The sequence below is a fragment of the Pseudomonas sp. LRF_L74 genome, assembly GCF_965644255.1.
Taxonomy (GTDB): domain Bacteria; phylum Pseudomonadota; class Gammaproteobacteria; order Pseudomonadales; family Pseudomonadaceae; genus Aquipseudomonas.
This window is the reverse complement of record NZ_CBFFRH010000003.1, coordinates 384,626-404,308: the sequence shown is the minus strand read 5'-3', so window position 1 is coordinate 404,308 and position 19,683 is coordinate 384,626. Positions and strand designations below refer to the sequence as shown.

General features: G+C 63.0%; 16 protein-coding genes and 2 pseudogenes. 9 read left to right on the top strand and 9 right to left on the bottom strand.

All coding sequences use genetic code 11. The annotated features are described in order from the left end of the window. The 4 genes from ACSZPK_RS10490 (at window position 1) to ACSZPK_RS10475 (ending at window position 7,346) form a co-directional block, all read left to right on the top strand. On the top strand, window positions 1-834 hold the full coding sequence (locus ACSZPK_RS10490; RefSeq protein ID WP_437881389.1) for a DUF2797 domain-containing protein: 834 nt from the start codon (window positions 1-3) through the stop codon (window positions 832-834). A 74-nt stretch (window positions 835-908) separates the two neighbouring features. Further along, on the top strand, window positions 909-3,566 hold the full coding sequence (pepN, locus tag ACSZPK_RS10485; protein ID WP_437881388.1) for an aminopeptidase N: 2,658 nt from the start codon (window positions 909-911) through the stop codon (window positions 3,564-3,566). Between the two features lie 382 nt (window positions 3,567-3,948). Next, window positions 3,949-4,971, top strand: a complete 1,023-nt coding sequence (locus tag ACSZPK_RS10480; protein ID WP_437881387.1) for a WD40/YVTN/BNR-like repeat-containing protein — start codon at window positions 3,949-3,951, stop codon at window positions 4,969-4,971. Then, window positions 4,968-7,346: an efflux RND transporter permease subunit gene (locus tag ACSZPK_RS10475; protein WP_437881386.1), complete on the top strand. Its 2,379-nt coding sequence runs from the start codon at window positions 4,968-4,970 to the stop codon at window positions 7,344-7,346. Before ACSZPK_RS10480 ends, ACSZPK_RS10475 begins: the two co-directional genes overlap by 4 nt. 267 nt (window positions 7,347-7,613) lie before the next feature. Here ACSZPK_RS10475 and ACSZPK_RS10470 read toward each other — a convergent pair whose 3' ends face one another. Further along, window positions 7,614-9,278 carry an electron transfer flavoprotein-ubiquinone oxidoreductase gene (locus ACSZPK_RS10470; RefSeq protein WP_437881385.1) on the bottom strand — a complete coding sequence of 555 codons (1,665 nt, stop codon included), beginning with the start codon at window positions 9,276-9,278 and terminating at the stop codon, window positions 7,614-7,616. 372 nt (window positions 9,279-9,650) lie between these two features. Between ACSZPK_RS10470 and ACSZPK_RS10465 the strand changes: the two genes are divergently transcribed. The 3 genes and pseudogenes from ACSZPK_RS10465 to ACSZPK_RS10455 form a co-directional block, all read left to right on the top strand. Continuing rightward, on the top strand, window positions 9,651-10,400 hold the full coding sequence (locus ACSZPK_RS10465; RefSeq protein WP_437881384.1) for an electron transfer flavoprotein subunit beta/FixA family protein: 750 nt from the start codon (window positions 9,651-9,653) through the stop codon (window positions 10,398-10,400). After that, entirely contained in the window at window positions 10,401-11,330 is a 930-nt protein-coding gene (locus ACSZPK_RS10460) for an electron transfer flavoprotein subunit alpha/FixB family protein (RefSeq protein ID WP_437881383.1), read from the top strand. A gap of 169 nt (window positions 11,331-11,499) precedes the next feature. Next, window positions 11,500-11,764: pseudogene (locus ACSZPK_RS10455) on the top strand (aspartate aminotransferase family protein); the annotation flags it as partial. 135 nt (window positions 11,765-11,899) lie between these two features. Here the strand turns inward: ACSZPK_RS10455 and ACSZPK_RS10450 are convergent. From ACSZPK_RS10450 to ACSZPK_RS10425, 6 genes are read right to left on the bottom strand one after another with little or no spacing between them, the layout of a single operon-like run. Then, window positions 11,900-12,466 (bottom strand): protoglobin domain-containing protein, encoded by a 567-nt coding sequence (locus ACSZPK_RS10450; protein WP_437881382.1) that lies wholly within the window; start codon window positions 12,464-12,466, stop codon window positions 11,900-11,902. A gap of 14 nt (window positions 12,467-12,480) precedes the next feature. Beyond that, a complete protein-coding gene (locus tag ACSZPK_RS10445) occupies window positions 12,481-12,816 on the bottom strand; it encodes a roadblock/LC7 domain-containing protein (protein ID WP_437881381.1) in 336 nt (111 codons plus the stop codon). Window positions 12,817-12,824: 8 nt separating this feature from the next. Next, a complete protein-coding gene (locus ACSZPK_RS10440) occupies window positions 12,825-13,529 on the bottom strand; it encodes a hypothetical protein (protein ID WP_437881380.1) in 705 nt (234 codons plus the stop codon). Further along, window positions 13,522-14,064 (bottom strand): GTP-binding protein, encoded by a 543-nt coding sequence (locus ACSZPK_RS10435; RefSeq protein ID WP_437881379.1) that lies wholly within the window; start codon window positions 14,062-14,064, stop codon window positions 13,522-13,524. Before ACSZPK_RS10435 ends, ACSZPK_RS10440 begins: the two co-directional genes overlap by 8 nt. 4 nt (window positions 14,065-14,068) lie before the next feature. Further along, window positions 14,069-15,073: a hypothetical protein gene (locus tag ACSZPK_RS10430; protein ID WP_437881378.1), complete on the bottom strand. Its 1,005-nt coding sequence runs from the start codon at window positions 15,071-15,073 to the stop codon at window positions 14,069-14,071. Further along, window positions 15,058-15,504: a hypothetical protein gene (locus ACSZPK_RS10425; RefSeq protein ID WP_437881377.1), complete on the bottom strand. Its 447-nt coding sequence runs from the start codon at window positions 15,502-15,504 to the stop codon at window positions 15,058-15,060. Before ACSZPK_RS10425 ends, ACSZPK_RS10430 begins: the two co-directional genes overlap by 16 nt. A gap of 466 nt (window positions 15,505-15,970) precedes the next feature. On the opposite strand from ACSZPK_RS10425, the gene ACSZPK_RS10420 reads away from it, so the two are divergent. After that, window positions 15,971-16,261, top strand: a complete 291-nt coding sequence (locus tag ACSZPK_RS10420) for a hypothetical protein (RefSeq protein ID WP_437881376.1) — start codon at window positions 15,971-15,973, stop codon at window positions 16,259-16,261. A gap of 179 nt (window positions 16,262-16,440) precedes the next feature. Here ACSZPK_RS10420 and ACSZPK_RS10415 read toward each other — a convergent pair. Both ACSZPK_RS10415 and ACSZPK_RS10410 read right to left on the bottom strand, forming a co-directional pair. Further along, a pseudogene (locus ACSZPK_RS10415) lies at window positions 16,441-16,572 on the bottom strand (type IV pili twitching motility protein PilT); the annotation flags it as partial. 434 nt (window positions 16,573-17,006) lie between these two features. Continuing rightward, entirely contained in the window at window positions 17,007-18,014 is a 1,008-nt protein-coding gene (locus ACSZPK_RS10410; RefSeq protein WP_437881375.1) for a LysR family transcriptional regulator, read from the bottom strand. A gap of 166 nt (window positions 18,015-18,180) precedes the next feature. On the opposite strand from ACSZPK_RS10410, the gene ACSZPK_RS10405 reads away from it, so the two are divergent. Then, on the top strand, window positions 18,181-19,683 hold the full coding sequence (locus ACSZPK_RS10405; RefSeq protein ID WP_437881374.1) for an efflux transporter outer membrane subunit: 1,503 nt from the start codon (window positions 18,181-18,183) through the stop codon (window positions 19,681-19,683).

The window sequence follows — 19,683 nt, the reverse complement described above, 5'->3', positions numbered from 1 at the left end:
ATGATCGAGTTGGGGCGCGGTGCGCTGAGCAAGATGTCGGCGCAGCTCGAAGCGCCAGTCGTGCAGTACGCCCTGCGCATGGCGGACGAGCAGGTGCCGGTCAACCCGCTGATCGGCAAGACCGTGCGCCTGGAGTTCCTCGGCGCGATCCATTGCAGCCATTGCGGGCGCAAGACCAAGACCAGCTTCAGCCAGGGTTATTGCTACCCGTGCATGCAGAAGCTGGCGCAGTGCGACCTGTGCATCATGAGCCCGGAGCGTTGTCACTACGATGCCGGCACCTGCCGCGAGCCGGACTGGGGCGAGCGCTTCTGCATGACCGACCATATCGTCTACCTGGCCAACTCGTCCGGGGTGAAGGTCGGCATCACCCGTGCCACGCAGATTCCCACGCGCTGGATCGACCAGGGCGCGACCCAGGCACTGCCGATCATGCGCGTGGCCACGCGCCAGCAGTCCGGTTTCGTCGAAGACCTGCTGCGCAGCCAGGTGGCGGACAAGACCAACTGGCGCGCGCTGCTCAAGGGTGATGCCATGCCGGTCGACCTGCTGGCCCTGCGCGACCAGGTGCTGGACGCCTGCGCCGACGGCATGCTGGTCTTGCAACAGCGCTTCGGCCTGCAGGCGATCCAGGCGCTGGACGATCTGCAACCGCTGGAAATCCGTTACCCGATCGAGGCGTATCCGGCCAAGATCACCAGCTTCAACCTGGACAAGGACCCAGTCGCCGAAGGCACCTTGCTCGGCATCAAGGGCCAGTACCTGATGTTCGATACCGGCGTGATCAACATTCGCAAGTACACTGCTTATCAGATCGCCGCGAGCTGCGCCTAACGCCTGCTCGCGGTTGTCATCCATTGCTTGCAGCCGCAGCCTGACGCTTGCAGCTGCCTCGAAGAGGCCTCCCCATGCGTACCGAGCAATCCAAGACCATCTACCTGAAGGACTACCGGGCTCCGGATTACCTGATCGACGAGACGCACCTGACCTTCGAATTGTTCGAGGACCATACCTTGGTCCATGCGCAACTGGTGATGCGCCGCAACCCCGGGCTCGGCAGCGACCTGCCGCCGCTGGTGCTCGATGGCCAGCAACTGGAGCTGGAGCGCATCAGCCTGGATGACCGCGAGCTGGGCGCCGCCGACTACCAGCTCGACGACAGCCACCTGACCTTGCAGCCGACCCAGGCCAGTTTCGTGGTCGACAGCACCGTGCGTATCCACCCGGAAAGCAACACCGCCCTGGAAGGCCTGTACAAATCCAGCGGCATGTTCTGCACCCAGTGCGAGGCGGAAGGTTTCCGCAAGATCACCTATTACCTCGACCGCCCGGACGTGATGAGCAAGTTCACCACCACGCTGAGCGCTGAGCAGCACAGCTATCCGGTGCTGCTGTCCAACGGCAACCCGATCGCCAGCGGCAGCGAGGAGGGCGGCCGCCACTGGGCGACCTGGGAAGACCCGTTCAAGAAGCCGGCCTACCTGTTTGCCCTGGTCGCCGGTGACCTGTGGTGCGTTGAGGACAAATTCCGCACCATGAGCCAGCGCGAGGTGACCCTGCGCATCTACGTCGAGCCGGAGAACATCGACAAGGTGCAGCACGGCATGGACAGCCTGAAGAAGTCGATGAAGTGGGACGAGGAGACCTACGGGCGTGAGTACGACCTGGACATCTTCATGATCGTCGCGGTCAACGACTTCAACATGGGCGCGATGGAGAACAAGGGCCTCAACATCTTCAACTCCAGTTGCGTGCTGGCCCGTGCCGAAACCGCCACCGACGCCGCCCACCAGCGCGTCGAGGCAGTGGTCGCCCACGAGTATTTCCACAACTGGTCGGGCAACCGCGTGACCTGCCGCGACTGGTTCCAGCTGTCGCTCAAGGAGGGCTTCACCGTATTCCGCGACAGCGAGTTCAGCGCCGACATGAATTCGCGTACGGTCAAGCGCATCGAGGACGTGGCCTACCTGCGTACCCACCAGTTCGCCGAGGATGGCGGGCCGATGGCCCACCCGGTGCGCCCGGACGCGTACATGGAAATCTCCAACTTCTACACCCTGACCATCTACGAGAAGGGTTCCGAAGTGCTGCGCATGATCCACACCCTGATCGGCGCCGAGACTTTCCGCAAGGGTTCGGACCTGTACTTCGAGCGCCACGATGGCCAGGCCGTGACCTGCGACGACTTCGTCAAGGCCATGGAAGACGCCAGCGGCCTCGACCTGACCCAGTTCAAGCGCTGGTACACCCAGGCCGGCACACCGCGCCTGGCGGTTAGCGAGTCGTACGACGCGGCGGCGAAGACCTACACCCTGAGCTTCGCCCAGAGCTGCCCGGCCACGCCGGGGCAGGGCGAGAAGCTGCCGTTCGTGATTCCGGTCGAGCTCGGCCTGCTCGATGCCCAAGGCAACGACCTGCCGCTGCGCCTGCAAGGCGAAGCCGCCGCCGCTGGCAGCAACCGCGTACTATCAGTGACCGAGGCGCAGCAGTCGTTCACCTTCGTCGACATCGCCGACAAGCCGCTGCCGTCGCTGCTGCGTGGCTTCAGCGCGCCGGTGAAGCTGAGCTTCCCCTACGACCGCGACCAACTGACCTTCCTCATGCAGCACGACAGCGACGGCTTCAACCGCTGGGAAGCGGGCCAGCAACTGTCCGTGCAGGTATTGCAGGAACTGATCGACCAGCATCAGCGTGGCGAGCGACTGGTGCTCGACCAGCGCCTGGTCGAGGCGCTGCGCAGCGTGCTGGACAATGACGCGCTGGACCCGGCGATGGTCGCTGAAATGCTCTCGCTGCCGGGCGAGGCCTATCTCTGCGAAATCAGCGAAGTGGCGGACGTCGATGCCATCCACGCGGCCCGTGAGTTTGCCCGTCTCGAACTGGCCAACGCGCTGTTCGACTCGCTCTGGAAGCGCTACCAGGCCAACCGTGAGCAGTCCCGCGCCACGCCGTACATCGCCGAGTCGAGCCACTTCGCGCGGCGCAGCCTGCAGAACATCGCGCTGTCCTACCTGATGCTCACGGGCAAGCCCGAGGTGCTGGCGGCGACCCTGGAGCAGTTCGATGCCTGCGACAACATGACCGAACGCCTGACGGCCCTGGCGGTGCTGGTCAACTCGACGTTCGAAGCCGAGCGCGGCAAGGCCCTGGAAAGCTTCGCCGAACACTTCAAGGACAATGCCCTGGTCATGGACCAGTGGTTCAGCGTCCAGGCCGCCAGCTCGCTGCCGGGCGGCCTCGACCGCGTGCGCGCGCTGATGGAACACCCGGCCTTCACCCTGAAGAACCCGAACAAGGTGCGTGCCCTGATCGGCGCCTTCGCTGGGCAGAACCTGGTCAACTTCCACGCGGCCGACGGCAGCGGCTATCGCTTCCTCGCCGACCAGGTCATCACCCTCAACGCCCTGAACCCGCAGATCGCCTCGCGCCAGCTGTCGCCGCTGACCCGCTGGCGCAAATACGGCAGCGCCCGCCAGGCGCTGATGAAGGGCGAACTGGAGCGCATCCTGGCGTCCGGCACGTTGTCCAGTGATGTGTATGAGGTGGTGAGCAAGAGCCTGGCGTGATCAAGTAGGGCAGGGGGATTGGCGCTGCTCAAGCCCCTCACTGGAAACTCTGGTTAGTTCGTAGGGTGGACAACGCAAAGCTTGTCCACCAAAAAGCTTCAGGCAACTTCGGTTCCGAGTGCCCATCAGAGCATCGGCGTAATGGTGGACAAGCTTCGCGTTGTCCACCCTACTATGTTGCTCTGAAACATCCAGTCACCACCATTCACATCGCTGTCAGATTGCCATTCCCCCTCTGGATGTGCTGATCTAGAGCCCTCGAAGCCGCTCGGCGGCGCTTAACAAAAGATAACGTGGTGACGATTGTCAGGGTTTCGTGAAGCATGCCAGCATGCAGCACCTGTCCTCCTGCACCACTATAAAAAGAAAAGGGGATGTATTTATGCGTGGGCTCTTCCCATTGCTCGCTCGATCCCGCAGGTCGCTTCGGCTGCTACCCGTCGTGGCTGCGCTGTTCGGTGCTCCTGTGGCGTTCGCCGCCGAGACCGCTCCCGTCTACTCCATCGAATCGTCCAAGGCTGCCAGCACGTTGCTGCTGGATATCGCCCATGCCGGTAAGCGCCTGGTCGCGGTGGGGGATCGCGGGCATATCCTGTTTTCCGAAGACGCCGGCAAGAACTGGGTGCAGGCGCGGGTGCCGAGTCGCCAGTTGCTGACCGCCGTGTTCTTCGTCGATGACAAGAAGGGCTGGGCAGTCGGCCATGATGCGCAGATCCTCGCCACCAGCGATGGCGGCGCCAACTGGACCTTGCAGCACGAAAACCTGGAGCGCGAGGCGCCGCTGCTCGATGTCTGGTTCCAGGATGCCAGCCACGGCTTCGCCATCGGTGCCTACGGCATGTTCCTGGAAACCCGTGATGGCGGCGCCACCTGGGACGACGCCAGCGAACGCCTGCACAACGAAGAGGGTTACCACCTCAACGCCATCACGGCGGTCAAGGACGCAGGCCTGTTCGTGGTCGGCGAGTCCGGCAGCATGTTCCGTTCCAGTGACTGGGGTGAAACCTGGGAGGTGCTCCAGGGCCCATACGAGGGCTCGCTGCTTGGCGCCCAAGGCACGGCGGATGCCAAGGCCCTGATCGTCTATGGCCTGCGCGGCAACCTGTTCCGCTCCAGCGACTTTGGCGAGAACTGGCAGCAGGTCAGCCTGGAGGCGAACGGCGCTCCCCTGCGCTTCGGCCTTGCCGGCGGCAGCTTGCTGGGCAACGGCTCGCTGGTCGTCGTCGGCCATGGCGGCAGCGTGCTGCGCAGCGACGATGGCGGCGCCAGCTTCTCGGTGATCAACCGTCCCGACCGCATTTCATTGTCCAGTGCCACCGACGATGCCGATGGCGAGCTGGTTCTCGTGGGGCAGGGCGGGGTGCGTGTCGCGGCAGCGAATGGTGCGCGGGGAGATGAGCAATGAGCAGTCATCAGCAGGACCAGGCGACCTTTCTCGAACGCCTGATTTTCAACCATCGCCCGGTCGTGATCGCAATCTGCATGCTGGTCAGCGTGTTCCTGCTCTGGCAGGCCGCGCAGATCCGCCCATCGACCAGCTTCGAGAAGATGATCCCGCTGGAACATCCGTTCATCCAGACGATGATGGAGCATCGCAACGACCTGGCGAACCTCGGCAACACGGTGCGCATTTCGGTCGAGGCGAAGGATGGCGACATCTTCGACAAGGACTACATGGAAACGCTCAAGCGCGTCCATGATGAGGTCTTCTACATTCCCGGCGTCGACCGTTCCAACATGAAGTCGCTGTGGAGCCCCAGCGTGCGCTGGACCGAAGTCACCGAGGAAGGCCTCGACGGCGGCGAGGTGATCCCACAGACCTACGATGGTTCGGCGCAGAGTCTCGACGACCTGCGCAACAACGTGCTCAAGTCCGGGCAGGTGGGCCGCCTGGTGGCCAATGACTTCAAGTCGAGCATCGTCGATGTACCGTTGCTGGAGTCCTATGCCAATCCGCAGGACCAGAGCCAGCTGATCAAGCTCGACTACCGGCAGTTTTCCCATGACCTGGAAGAGAAGATCCGCGACAAGTTCCAGGCGCAGAACCCCAACGTGCAGATCCATATCGTCGGCTTCGCCAAGAAGGTCGGCGACCTGATCGACGGCTTGATCATGGTGGTGGCGTTCTTCGGCATCGCCTTCCTCATCACCCTGATGCTGCTGTACTGGTTCAGTTGGTGCATCCGCAGCACCATCGCCGTGTTGTCGACCACCCTGATCGCGGTGATCTGGCAACTCGGCCTGATGCATCTGGTCGGTTTCGGTCTCGACCCTTACTCGATGCTGGTGCCGTTCCTGATCTTCGCCATCGGCATTTCCCATGGCGTGCAGAAAATCAATGGCATCGCCCTGCAATCGAGCGACGCCGACAATGCCCTGACCGCCGCGCGGCGTACCTTCCGGCAACTGTTCCTGCCGGGAATGATCGCCATCCTGGTCGATGCCGTGGGCTTCATCACCCTGTTGATCATCGACATCGGCGTGATCCGCGAACTGGCCATCGGCGCCTCCATCGGCGTGGCGGTGATCGTCTTCACCAACCTGATATTGCTGCCGGTGGCGATTTCCTACATCGGTATCAGCAACAGGGCGGTGGATCGCAGCAAGCGCGATGCCTGTCGCGACCATCGGTTCTGGCGGGTGTTGTCGAACTTCGCCAATCCGTTGGTGGCGCCGATTTCCGTGGTCATCGCACTGGGCGCCGGGGTGGCGGGTTTCTGGTACCAGAAGCAGCATTTGCAGATCGGCGACCTCGACCAGGGCGCACCGGAACTGCGCGCCGACTCGCGCTACAACAAGGACAACGACTTCATCATCCGCCACTACTCGACCAGTTCCGACGTGCTGGTGGTGATGGTCAAGACGCCCAGGGACCAGTGCTCGAACTACAGCACCCTGGCGCCGATGGACGAGTTGATGTGGCGCCTGGACAACACCGAGGGCGTGCAGTCGGCGATCTCCATGGTCAGCGTGTCCAAGCAGGTGATCAAGGGCATGAACGAGGGCAGCCTGAAATGGGAAACCCTGTCGCGCAACCCGGACGTGCTGAACAACTCGATCTCTCGTGCCGAGGGCCTGTACAACGCCGATTGTTCGCTGGCGCCGGTACTGGTGTTCCTCAACGACCACAAGGCGGCGACGCTCAAACGGGCGGTGGCGACGGTGGATGAGTTCGCCAGGGCCAATGACCGTGACGACCTGCAATTCCTCCTGGCCGCCGGCAATGCCGGGATCGAGGCGGCGACCAACGAGGTTATCGCCACCTCCGAGCTGAAGATCCTGGTGCTGGTGTACATCTGCGTGGCAGTCATGTGCCTGCTGACCTTCCGTTCCTTCGGCGCGATGCTGTGCATCATCCTGCCGCTGATCCTCACCTCGATCCTCGGCAACGCGCTGATGGCGGCGCTGGGCATCGGCGTGAAGGTGGCGACGCTGCCGGTGATCGCCCTCGGCGTGGGCATCGGCGTGGACTACGGCATCTATATCTACAGCCGCCTGGAAAGCTTCCTGCGCGCTGGCATGCCGTTGCAGGAGGCCTATTACCAGACCCTGCGCTCGACCGGCAAGGCGGTGCTGTTCACCGGCCTGTGCCTGGCCATCGGCGTGGTGACCTGGACCTTCTCGGCGATCAAGTTCCAGGCCGACATGGGCCTGATGCTGACCTTCATGCTGCTGTGGAACATGGTCGGCGCCCTGTGGCTGCTACCAGCCCTGGCGAGGTTCCTGATCAAGCCGGAGAAACTGGCAGGCAAGAAGGGCGGGTCGCTGTTCGCGCATTGAGGTGGCTTCGAGGCGATTGTGGGCACTGCGGACTGCCCACAATCGCCGAGAATGAACGGCGGCACACCTTGCAATCGATAGGCTCAGTTCGCATCAGGTAATGTCTCTGCCAATCTGATTGAGAGCTAAAGGATACGGGCTGAAAGGGATTTCGGATCGTTGCGTTTTGGGCTAACAAATCAATCCGTCCCTAATGGCACTTACTTTATCTGCAACTGATTGACCTGAAAGCAAGAAGGCTTCCCGAGGGAAGCCTTCCGTGTTGCATCACATGTTGGGGTAGTTCGGCCCGCCTGTGCCTTCCGGTGCGATCCACGTGATGTTCTGTGCCGGGTCCTTGATGTCGCAGGTCTTGCAGTGCACGCAGTTCTGCGCGTTGATCTGGAAGCGCTTGGCGCCGTCGTCCTGGGTCACCACTTCATAGACTCCGGCCGGGCAGTAGCGCTGGGCGGGTTCGTCGTACAGCGGCAGGTTCTTGCCGATTGGAATGCTCGGATCGGTCAGTTTGAGGTGGCAGGGCTGTTCTTCTTCATGGTTGGTGTTGGAGAGGAACACCGAACTCAGTTTGTCGAAGCTCAGCTTGCCGTCCGGCTTGGGGTACTCGATGCGTTTCGACTCGGCGGCGGTCTTCAGGCAGGCATGGTCCGGTTTGGTGTCATGCAGGGTGAAGGGCAGCTTGCCGCCGAACCAGTTCTGGTCGACGTAGGCGAATGCGGCGCCAAACAATGGGCCGAACTTGTGCATCGCCGGGCCGAAGTTGCGGGTGGCGAACAGTTCTTCGTAGAGCCAGCTGGCTTTGAAGGCGCTGACGTAGCCATTCAGTACGTCGCCGCCCTGGCCGTCGGCCAGTAGCACCTCGGCTACCGCATCGGCGGCGAGCATGCCGGATTTCATGGCGGTGTGGCTGCCCTTGATCTTGGCCACGTTCATGGTACCCAGGTCGCAGCCGATCAGTGCGCCGCCGGGGAAGACCATCTTCGGCAACGAATTCAGGCCGCCCTTGGACAGGGCGCGGGCACCATAGGCCACGCGCTTGCCGCCTTCGAGGTACTGCGCGACCACCGGGTGATGCTTGTAGCGCTGGAACTCGTCGAACGGCGAGAGGAACGGGTTGGCGTAGGACAGGTCGACGATCAGGCCGACCACCACCTGGTTGTTTTCCAGGTGATAAAGGAAAGAGCCGCCAGTGTTCTCGGTGCCAATGATGTTCAGTGGCCAGCCGGCGGTGTGTACCACCAGGCCGGGCTGGTGTTTGGCCGGGTCGATGTCCCAGATTTCCTTGATGCCGATGCCATAGTGCTGGGCGTCGGCCTCGCTGGCCAGGTCGTATTTCTTGATCAGTTGCTTGCCGAGATGGCCACGGCAGCCTTCGGCGAACAGTGTGTATTTGCCGCGCAGTTCCATGCCGGGGGTGTAGTAGCCTTCCTTCGGATTGCCTTCGCGGTCGACGCCCAGGTCGCCGGTGACGATGCCGCGTACCACGCCTTCTTCGTCGATCAGCGCTTCCTGGGCGGCGAAGCCCGGGTAGACCTCCACGCCGAGGTTCTCGGCCTGCTGGGCCAGCCAGCGGCAGAGGTTGCCGAGGGAAATGATGTAGTTGCCTTCGTTGTGCATGGTCTTGGGCACGAAGACGCCAGGGACCTTGACCGCGCTGTCGGCGTTCTTCAGCACATAGATGTCATCGCGGGTGACTGGCGTGTTCAGCGGCGCGTCCAGTTCCTTCCAATTGGGGAACAGCTCGTTCAGCGCGCGCGGTTCGAACACCGCCCCGGAAAGGATGTGTGCGCCGACTTCGGAGCCTTTTTCGACGACGCAGACACTGATTTCCTTGCCAGCGTCAGCAGCCTTCTGTTTCAACCGGCATGCGGCGGACAGGCCGGATGGACCGGCGCCGACGATGACGACGTCGAATTCCATAAATTCGCGTTCCACAGAAAATCTCCTGCACTAGGGCTCTACGGTTTTATCATGGCTAGGCTAGGCTTCTGGGGCCTGCGCTGGCGCCATTATATCTATCCCTATTTGTGGGGCCAATACAAACGTTTGTTTGAATTTGTCAAAGGACTGCTATAGTCCGTGTCCTGCCCCGACTCATCGGGGGGCTTTTCCTTCAGCGAGGTTCTGGCTGGGATGGGGAAAGACCCTACGGTTGTCGTGTTGACCGAAATCGGCCTTACGGTCAACATACGGGCGGTTTTATGTTTGCCGTACGGGTTGAGCGTTGGTGTTCCGGCCGACCTGCATCTCCCGCCAAGCATCCAGACCTTGGCGACATTCTATTAACCGGAGAGTAACGAGGAATCCATGAAGGTTCTTGTAGCTGTCAAACGAGTGGTCGACTACAACGTCAAGGTTCGCGTCAAGGCGGACAACTCCGGCGTCGACCTCGCCAACGTCAAAATGTCGATGAACCCCTTCTGCGAAATCGCCGTCGAGGAAGCCGTACGCCTGAAAGAGAAAGGTGTGGCCAGCGAGATCGTGGTGGTCAGCGTCGGTCCGGCCCAGGCCCAGGAGCAATTGCGTACCGCCCTGGCTCTGGGGGCCGACCGTGCGATCCTGGTCGAGCACGCCGAAGAGCTCAGTTCCCTGGCGGTGGCCAAGGTGCTCAAGGCGCTGGTCGATAAGGAGCAGCCGCAGCTTGTGATTCTTGGCAAACAGGCCATCGACAGCGACAACAACCAGACCGGCCAGATGCTTGCCGCACTGAGCGGCTATGCCCAAGGCACCTTCGCCTCGAAAGTGGAAGTGGCGGGCGACAAGCTCAACGTTACCCGCGAGATCGATGGCGGCCTGCAGACCGTGGCCCTGAACCTGCCGGCCATCGTCACCAGCGACCTGCGCCTCAACGAGCCGCGTTATGCCTCGCTGCCGAACATCATGAAAGCGAAGAAGAAGCCGCTGGAAACCGTCACCCCGGATGCCCTCGGCGTTTCCGTTGCCTCCACCGTCAAGACCGTTCGTGTCGATGCCCCGGCTGCCCGCAGCGCAGGCATCAAGGTCAAGTCCGTGGCAGAGCTGATCGAGAAACTGAAGAACGAGGCGAAGGTAATCTAAATGACTGTCCTGGTTATCGCAGAACACAGCAACGGCGCGCTGGCGCCCGCTACCCTGAACGTCGTTACCGCCGCGCAGCAGATCGGTGGTGATGTCCATGTCCTGGTCGCCGGCCAGGGCGTTTCCGCTGTTGCCGAAGCGGCCGCCAAGGTCGCCGGCGTGAGCAAGGTGCTGTCGGCCGACAATGCGGCCTTCGCTCATCAGCTGCCGGAAAACATCGCGCCGCTGGTGGTCGAACTGGCGAAGAACTACAGCCATGTGCTGGCCGCCGCGACCACCAACGGTAAGAACTACCTGCCGCGCGTCGCCGCATTGCTGGATGTCGACCAGATATCCGAGATCATCGAAGTGGTCGGCGCAGACACCTTCAAGCGTCCGATCTATGCCGGTAACGCCATCGCCACTGTGCAGTCCTCGGCTGCGATCAAGGTGATCACCGTGCGTACTACCGGTTTCGACGCCGCTGCCGCCGAAGGTGGTTCCGCTGCCATCGAAGCGACCGCCGTGGGCGGCGATGCCGGCAAGTCCGCTTTCGTCGGCGAAGAGCTGGCGAAGTCCGACCGTCCGGAACTGACCGCCGCCAAGATCGTCGTTTCCGGCGGTCGTGGCATGCAGAACGGCGACAACTTCAAGCACCTCTACGCCCTGGCCGACAAACTTGGTGCCGCGGTCGGTGCTTCCCGCGCCGCGGTCGATGCCGGTTTCGTGCCGAACGACATGCAGGTCGGCCAGACCGGCAAGATCGTCGCCCCGCAGTTGTACATCGCCGTGGGCATCAGCGGTGCGATCCAGCACCTGGCCGGCATGAAGGACTCCAAGGTGATCGTCGCGATCAACAAGGACGAAGAGGCGCCGATCTTCCAGGTTGCCGACTATGGCCTGGTCGCGGACCTGTTCGAAGCCGTGCCGGAGCTGGAAAAGCTGGTTTGACCCGCTAGTTCAGTTGTAAAGGAACCCGCTCATCGAGCGGGTTTTTTTATGGTGCGCCCGGCAGGGCGCATCCACTCAGTGGGGAGTCACCCGCACACCCGGCAAGGGGACGTGCTAGCCAGAGGCAAGGGTTTCGCGGGCGACTTCGAGTCTGAAGGAAGCCCGAAACAAGCCGCGCAAGAAGATCATGATCGGCCGCTGGAACGGCTACCACGGCTCCACCCTGGGTCGCGCCGTGCTCGGCGGCATGGGCTTCATGCGCGAGATGGGCGGTATGCTGCCGGACTTCGCCAATAGGCGAGCCGTACTGGTTCGCCGAAGGCGGTGAGCTCTCCGAGGAAGCCTTTGGCCTCAAGGCCGTCGGCGAGCAGGAGGCGAAGATCCTCGAACTGGGCGCCGAGGCCGGCGGCTTCGCTCGCACGCCGCTGGCGGGCGACCTGCCCGACGTGCAGATGCACTTCGTACCGGGCTACCGCAGCCGGCTGCCGCCCCCTTGTATCCCGCGAGCCTCGCCCGGCAGCGAGACATCGCTGGCCGACGAGAACCTCATGGGTGACGGGAACGGCCGCTCAGAACGCCGAGGCCAGGTTGTCGAACAGCTTGCGCGACATGCCGGTGATGGTCAGGAAGCGTTCCAGCTCGACTTCCAGGCTGTTGCTGGAGTAGCTCCGTTGCATGATCAACTGGCTGAAGCCGCACAACGAGGTCAACGCCTGCACGGCACGCAGGCGCACGCTCCGTTCCAGGCTCTCCTCACCGGTGATCAGCTCGATCAGTTCGCGCAGGATCAGGGTCATCCCGCAGGTCATGAACTCGACCGGCAGCTTGACCCGCACGTGCACGGAGCCGATGTGATGCATCCATTGCGTGTAGGTCGCGTCGATGTCGCGGGTGAACAGGCTTTCCAGCCAGGCTCGATGGGTGCTGCTGAGTTGCTCCACGCGCCCTTCCAGCATCGCGGCGCTGGACGGCACCGCCAGCAAGGTGGCGTAGAAGCGTTGGGTGACCCCGTCCAGGTGGGGGATCACCAGCGGCGCCAGGTCGCGGATCAGCGACTCGTCATCGGGTGTCAGGTTGACCAGGCGCTTGCCTTCCAGGCAGGCCGTGGTGAAATCCAGGTCGTTAGATGCGCTCATCAGGGCTCTCCGGGTCAGACAATACGAGTCACGGCTTCTGCGGCACGTTTGACGTCGAGGAAAATCAGGCCGAGTTTGGCATTGGCCTTGGTCACTACGGTCAACACCGCCTCGTTGCCGGCATGGGTCATCAGGATGTAGCCCTGCTGACCACGCACCAGAACTTGCTCCAGCTCACCGCGTGCCAGTTCCCTGGCGGTGCGGTCACCCAGCGCCAGCATGGCGGCGCTCATCGCACCCACCCGATCCTCGTCCATGCCCGCCGGCAGCAGTGATGCCATGATCAGGCCATCGGTGGAAATCACCGCGGAAGCCTCAATGTCGGCGGAACTGCCGTTGAGGTCGCTCAAGATAGATATCAAGACGTCTGAACGCATATCGCTGTTTCCTGAATAGGGCCCGTGCGGGCGGTGGGTGTTTTAGGAGGCTCATCGGCGAAGCCGGGGATCGGTTGCGGAGCCGCGGCACCATAGCGATGCACAAGGTGCCAGATCAGCTCCAGGGCGGCGTGCTGGTTGAGATTGGGGCGACCGTCGAGGATCAGCACAAAACATTGCTCGCCCACCAGCAGCGGCCAGAATCCCAGTTGGCTGTAGCCACCCGCCCCGACCAGTGCCCAGGCCCGCTCTCGGCAGGCCAGGCCAGCGTCCAGCAGGCCCGTGTAGCGCCGCCGCAGTGCGCACAATTCGGCAGCGAGGCCGGCGAGTTCATCGGCTTGGCTGGCGGCGAAGCCATGCCCGGCCAGGTGGAAACCCTGATCGTCCACCAAAAGGCTCCGGCCTTTCCCGGCCAGGGCCGCGAGCAATTCTGGCAGCACCGCCTCCAGCGAGCGTCCGGCGAGCTGGTAGGCTGTCCGGCAAGTCTGGAGCATGCGCAATTGCCGTAAGCGCTCGAAGTCTGCCCGACTGCCCAGCCGCTGCAGAGTCGCGACGTCGAACGGCGGCGAGACGCCCAGGGCCATCAGCCGTAGCAGCCAGTGCCGCGCGGCGTCGGCATCAGTATCGGCCACTGCGTGATAGGCCCCGGCCGGCGTCGGATACAGGTAGAGCGTCGATTCAGCCATGCCCGGCGCCTGCCTGGCGGCAATGCAGCAAGGCCTCGACGAGGATCGCGACATCCGCACGGCGGCGTGCGTCGACCTCGAACACCGGGGCGCGGATCCGCAGTTCGCGCAGGCGCTCGGCATAGCCGTCGAGCGTCGGCTGCGAGGCCAGGTCCATGCGCGTGACGCCGACCGCCAGGTAGCCACTGTCGATGAACTCGCGGAAGGCCGAGACGTAGAATGCCAGGTCGTCGAGCGGGGCCGGGCGCGCGTTGTCGATCAACAGGACTAGGCCGATCCCGCCCTCGCTGAGGATCTCCCACATGAAGTCGAAGCGCTCCTGGCCGGGCGTGCCGTACAGGTGCACACGCAGGCCACCGTCCAGGCGCATCACCCCGTAGTCCATGGCGACCGTGGTGGTGGGCTTGCGCTGGCGTGTCAGATCACTGGCCAGGGCCTCGGTACCGAGCACCAGCGTATCGCTGAGCACACGGATCGCTGTGCTCTTGCCGGCCCCGACCGGCCCACTGAAGATCAGTTTGTATTGTTTTTTCATTCGCTCAATCCTTCTCGCCGGCCCGGCGGCGCAGGCGTCCCAGCAGGGCGGTGAAGATGCGTGCCGGTAGGGATGCCACCGGCTGCGCAACAGCCTCGCTCGTGGGGGCCTGGAGCAGTCCCAGCGCCCAGCAGCCGCTGTATATCGAGAACACCGCGTGGCAGGGCACATCCAGGGCCTGTGCGGTGGCCAGCAGACCGAGCGGTCGAACCTGCCACTGGGCGACGATGCGCAAGGCATGCGGCGGCCGTTGCAGACGGGTGAAATTCGGCCAGCGGCGCAGGCCGACCGGTTCGTCCAGCGACGTACCGTGCGGCACCCGGCCGCGTGCGGTGCGGATCGCCAGGCGCCAGAGCAGCGCATCGGCCGCCTGCAATCGCTCGTCGCTGGGCACCTCCGGGCAGGGGCGTAGCAGGCAATCCTCGCTGCGCAGGAAGCTCAGCCTGGCCAGTTGCGAGTCCCGGTAGGCACTGGAGACCTGCCGCCCGCCAGCGCACACCGTCAGGCCCATGCCTCCGCCCTCGATACGCAGCGCCCGGCCGTCTTCCGCAGCCAGCCCAAGCGCCCGTGCCAAGTCGCCTTGGAAATACTCTTGTGGTGCATAGAACAGTTCGTCGCGCAGCGCCGGGTCGTGGTAACGATCATCCGAAGCCGCCGAATAGCGCAGCCGCAGCGCGCTATCCGCCAGCGCCGGCACGGCCTTGCGCTGCATCGACAGATGCTCGACCAACGCCACCAGTGCCACCAATTCGAGCGGTCTCGACAACCAGTGGGCGAGCGGCAGACGGCGTTCCTTCATCGACAGCACGATACTCGGCAGCCCTTGCCGGCCAGCAACCCGCTGCCAAGTGCCTTCGCCCTCGTGGCTATCGAGGTTGACGATCGGCAGTTGCGCGTCGGCTTCGACCACCCGCATGGAGTGTGGCAAGCGACGCTTCAGATAATGGGTGATCGCGGCCTTTTCCGCCGCCGCGAAACCGTGCAGGGCGATACTCAACGGTGTATGCACGACGACTCCTCCGCCGCCGGCCACTCCAACTGCGTGTCGCCACTCACGCCAAGCCCCAGCACGCAGCCATCCAGTGCAACGAGTGCTGGTGACCAAGGCGTCAGCGAACAGGGTGTGAACAGGGCGTGAAGTCGTTCGTCGAGCAGCGGCGCCAGGCTCCGCAGCAGACGTGCCTTGAGTGCCGCGCCGTGCCCATCGAGGACAATCAACAGATCAGCCAGCACGCCTGGCAATCGCGTCCGCCCCGGTTCGCTCAAGGCCAGGGTGATACGCAGCATGTGCGCACGCAGGTCGCCTGGCACGGCAACGACACGGCGCTCCAAGTAGTCGGCACTGTCAGGTGGGTAGTCGCGTTTCGTCCAGGCCAGCCTGGTTCGTCCTTCGAGTAGAAAATGCAGGTCTGTCGACCCGGCGGAGGGGTCCTCGCTCATCTGCACCTCGCCAGGCGAACTCCGGGTACGCACGACTGACGATGATGCAGCACCGTTATCTCGCTAGAATCTCTCATTTGTCACCACAGGGGCGGCTCGCCCAGGATCCGCGGGGATGCCTCGAACGCCTCCGCCAAACATCGACGGGCCGCAGGATACGACATAAAAAAACGCAAAACAAAGAATAAAAACGCAAAAACCTTCAAACCATATAATTTTCACAAGCGTGGAAAATGTGATGACAGATAGAAGTTCTACGCCAGAGATTTCTGAAAAAAGCGTTGAAATCCGTGACTCACCTAACATTAATGGCTTCAAAAAGAGGCTCAGGGCCGCCATAGGCGCGAAAAGCTTGCGTAGTTTTTCACGCGAATGCAAACTGTCTGAAGCAACAGTGCGTAGTTATTTATCGGGAGAGACGCTCCCGACCCTGGACCGACTAGAACAGATTGCCGGAGCTGCTGGCATGTCACCGATCACCCTGGCCTTTGGTGGCAACAACGAAGAGCGTCCCAACGCGGACACCCTCGAAAAGATCCAAGCCAATCCCGAACTGCTTGGCTGGGCCTGCCTGTTCATCCTCGCCAACCAGGCCGCCGGAACCACCAATGCGCGGGAAATCGGCCAGCACTGCTGGCGCATCGCCAAGGGTCTGGCTAACAGCGATGAGAACGACGACCTGGCCAGAGTCGTCCTCGACGTCGGCCGCCACCAGTTGGCTCGCCTGTTACGCTCGCCGGAAGACAGCGAGCTATGAGGCGCCACGCGCCACACGACTCGCGATGCAACGGCGACAGTCTCTAGCGGACCGTTGAAAAACCACCTCGACTTTGGCGTCCTGCGCCGCTCTACCTCCTGCATCCATGCAGTCGTCGCCTACGTTTTTCAACGGACTGCTAAAGGCTGTGCCGATTCTCTTCTGGTGAAATATCCGGGCTAGCCGTCGCGCAGCACCTTGAGTTCGGCGTCGTCGGCGGAGAAACCGCGTTCGAGCTTGAACTTGAAGCTGAGGTCAGTGCGCGAGTCGGCGAACTTCAGCGCATCGGCCAGGCTGATGCTGCCGGTTTCTGCTGGCGGTCATCCCTCGAGCGCGCAGCCCGAAGCTGTGCGTTCTCTCGAGGGCGGTAGCCGGTTGGGCTATGACGGTGAAACGCGGCCGCCGTCTGCTGGCTATCGTCTCTGATGCAGCACGTTCCGGCTTTCTACCGCGACGCTCCTATGTGGCTCCCAGCCCACAGCGCCACCATCCGGCAAAGCGGCCCGAAGTAGAGCTAAGCCCGCGTACCATAAAGACTTCCGGCCATCAGTCTGTTTTCACCAAACGCTTGGTACTCAGACTGTGTGAAAACTACTGCGCTCGGCCATGCGGCGTTAAAAAACAGCTGGAATGCCAGCCCAGTCAAAATGCTCATTTACAGCCCGTAAACTGCGCTTTTTCGCCGTTTTTTGCCTTGCCTGACCTTCGCTCGCTACGTTTTCACACAGTCTGTACTGGCCGTTTTTTATGGTGCAAATCCCTGTGCGTCACCCTGCGGGCTGGCGCAAGCGGCGTTAAAAAATTCTCCCGGAAATTTTTTATTAGCCAAGGGGGCGATGCAGGCCTCGTCAGCCGCCAGTCGGGCTGGCAGAAAATCCCGCAGGAATTCCACCCAGGTACGAATCTTCGCATCGAGAAACTGCCGGGATGGATACAGCGCAAAGATTCCCAGCGGAAACAGGTTGTACTCGGGCAATACGCGCACCAGGCTGCCATCGCGCAAGCCGGCTGCCGCCGAATAGATTGGCAGGACGCCGATGCCGATGCCGGCCTTCAGGGCCTCGGTCATGGCGTCGGCGGTGTTCACCTGGAAAGGCGTTTGCGGCACGTCGACAAATTCCTGGCCGTTTGGCCCTTTGAATTGCCAATGGTCGAGCGCCATGACCGGATTGACCAGGCGCAGGCACTGGTGCTGCCCGAGATCGCCGGGACGGAGCGGTTCACCATGCTGGGCAAGATAGTCCGGTGCCGCGCAGAGCACGCTATAGGTCGAGCCCAGGCGCTGGGAGATGAAGCCGGAGTCGGGCAATTCCTCGGCGATCACCACGGAAATGTCGTAACCCTCATCGAGGATGTCGGGCGTGCGGTTAGCCAGGGTCATGTCGAAGCTGACATCCGGGTGCATGCCCCGGTACGCGGCGATGGCCTTGATCAGGTAATGCTGGCCAATGCCGGTCACCGCATGCACCTTGAGATTGCCGACCGGGCGGGCATGGGCCTGGCTGGCCTCGGCCTCGGCTTCCTCGATGTAGCCGAGGATCTGCTCGCAGCGTGCCAGGTAGCGCTGGCCGGCTTCGGTGAGGGCGACGCGACGGGTCGTGCGTTGCAGCAGCCGGGTGCGCAGGTGCGACTCCAGGCTGGCGACGGCGCGCGACACATAGGATGTGGTCAGGTCGAGACGTTGGGCGGCGGCGGTGAAACTGCCGGTTTCTGCGACGCAGACGAAGGCGCGCATGTTGAACAGGGTATCCATTGGAGCTCCGGGCCCGCGAGGGTGGCGATTCTGGCAGGTTTCAGCATGGAGATTATGGCGTTTTAGTACACAATGATTCATCTGTTATCGTGCTTATCCTTACCCCTGGCGTGGCCATAGAATCGCCAGCCTTTTCCGGCTGCCCACCCATTCAGGATTCGCCGTCGTGCTCCGCCTCCTCCGGTCCGGCTTCTACCGCGCCCCGTTGCTGTTCTGTGTCCTGCTTTCCGCTTGTATCGATTCCCACGACCTCGTCACCCAGTCACGTCTGGCTGATGCGAACCTGCTCGACCCTGGCGCGGCGCTGAACTCGGCCCAGGCCGAGGCGGGTTGGCCGGCCGCACGCTGGTGGCTGGGCTTTGCCGATCCACAACTGGATGCCTGGATGGACAAGGCCTTGCAAGGCAGCCCGAGCATGGCTGTCGCTTTGGCGCGAGTGCGACAGGCGCGGGCGCTGGCCGGCGTGGTCGAGGCCGATGAAAGCCTGCAGGCCAATCTGGACGTCAGCATGCAACGCAAGCGCTGGCCGGATGACAGCTTTTATGGTCCTGGAGAATTGGCGCGCACCAGCAGTTGGAACAACACCGGCCAGCTAGGCCTGCGCTATCCACTTGACCTCTGGGGGCAGGAGCGCAACCGTGGCGAGGCTGCGTTGGACCAGGCCCATGCCACTGCGGTCGAGGCGCGCCTGGTGGCGCTGGAGTTGCAGGGCAACCTGGCGCGCAGCTACATCGCCCTTGCCCTTCACTACGCCGAGCGCGATATCGCCGAAGCCAGTTTGAAGCAGCAGCAGGAGCAGGCCGACCTGGCGCGTGAGCGATTGCAACGGGGGATCGGCACCCGGCTGGAACTTAGCCGGGCAGAGTCGGGTATTCCTGAGGCGCACCGCGTGCTGGATGACATCGAGGAAAGCATTGCCCTCGGTCGCAACCAGATCGCCGCGCTGGCCGGCGAGGGACCGGGCGCGGGGCAGCGCCTGCAACGACCACGGCTGGCGGCGATCAGCGCCATCGCCTTGCCCGCCCAGGTACCCATGGACCTGCTCGGGCATCGCCCAGATCTGGTCGCCGCCCGCTGGCGGGTCGCTGCCGAGGCGCGTGGCATCGAAGTCGCCCAGGCCGATTTCTACCCGAACATCGATCTGCTCGCTGGCATCGGTACTTCGGCGACCCAGGGTGGCGTGCTGGATTTCCTGCGCTACGACAAGCTCACCTACGGTATCGGGCCGGCGCTCTCCTTGCCGGTGTTCGATGGTGGGCGTCGGCGCAGCCAGCTCGGTGCGGCCAATGCGGGGTACGACCTGGCCGTCGAACAGTACAACCAGGCGCTGGTGCAGGCGCTCAGGTCAGTCTCCGACTCCTTGGTGCGCTTGAAATCGCTGCGCCAACAGAAACATCTGGTCGGGGAGTCGCTCGAGGCTGCGCAGCACACGCTCGACCTTGCTCTCGTCGCCCAGCAGCGCGGCCTGGTCGACTACCGTGAAGTGCTCGACAGCCAGCCGCTGTTGTTCGAGCGCCAACGCCAGCAGCAGCGTCTGCGAGCTGATTATCTGATGGCCCAGGTGGACTTGCTGTTGGCCCTGGGTGGCGGTCTGCTCGGCGATGCCGACGGCCCCCATCAGCCCATGTTGTCACCCCGCCCGGTGACCTTGCGGGGGACGCAGCCATGA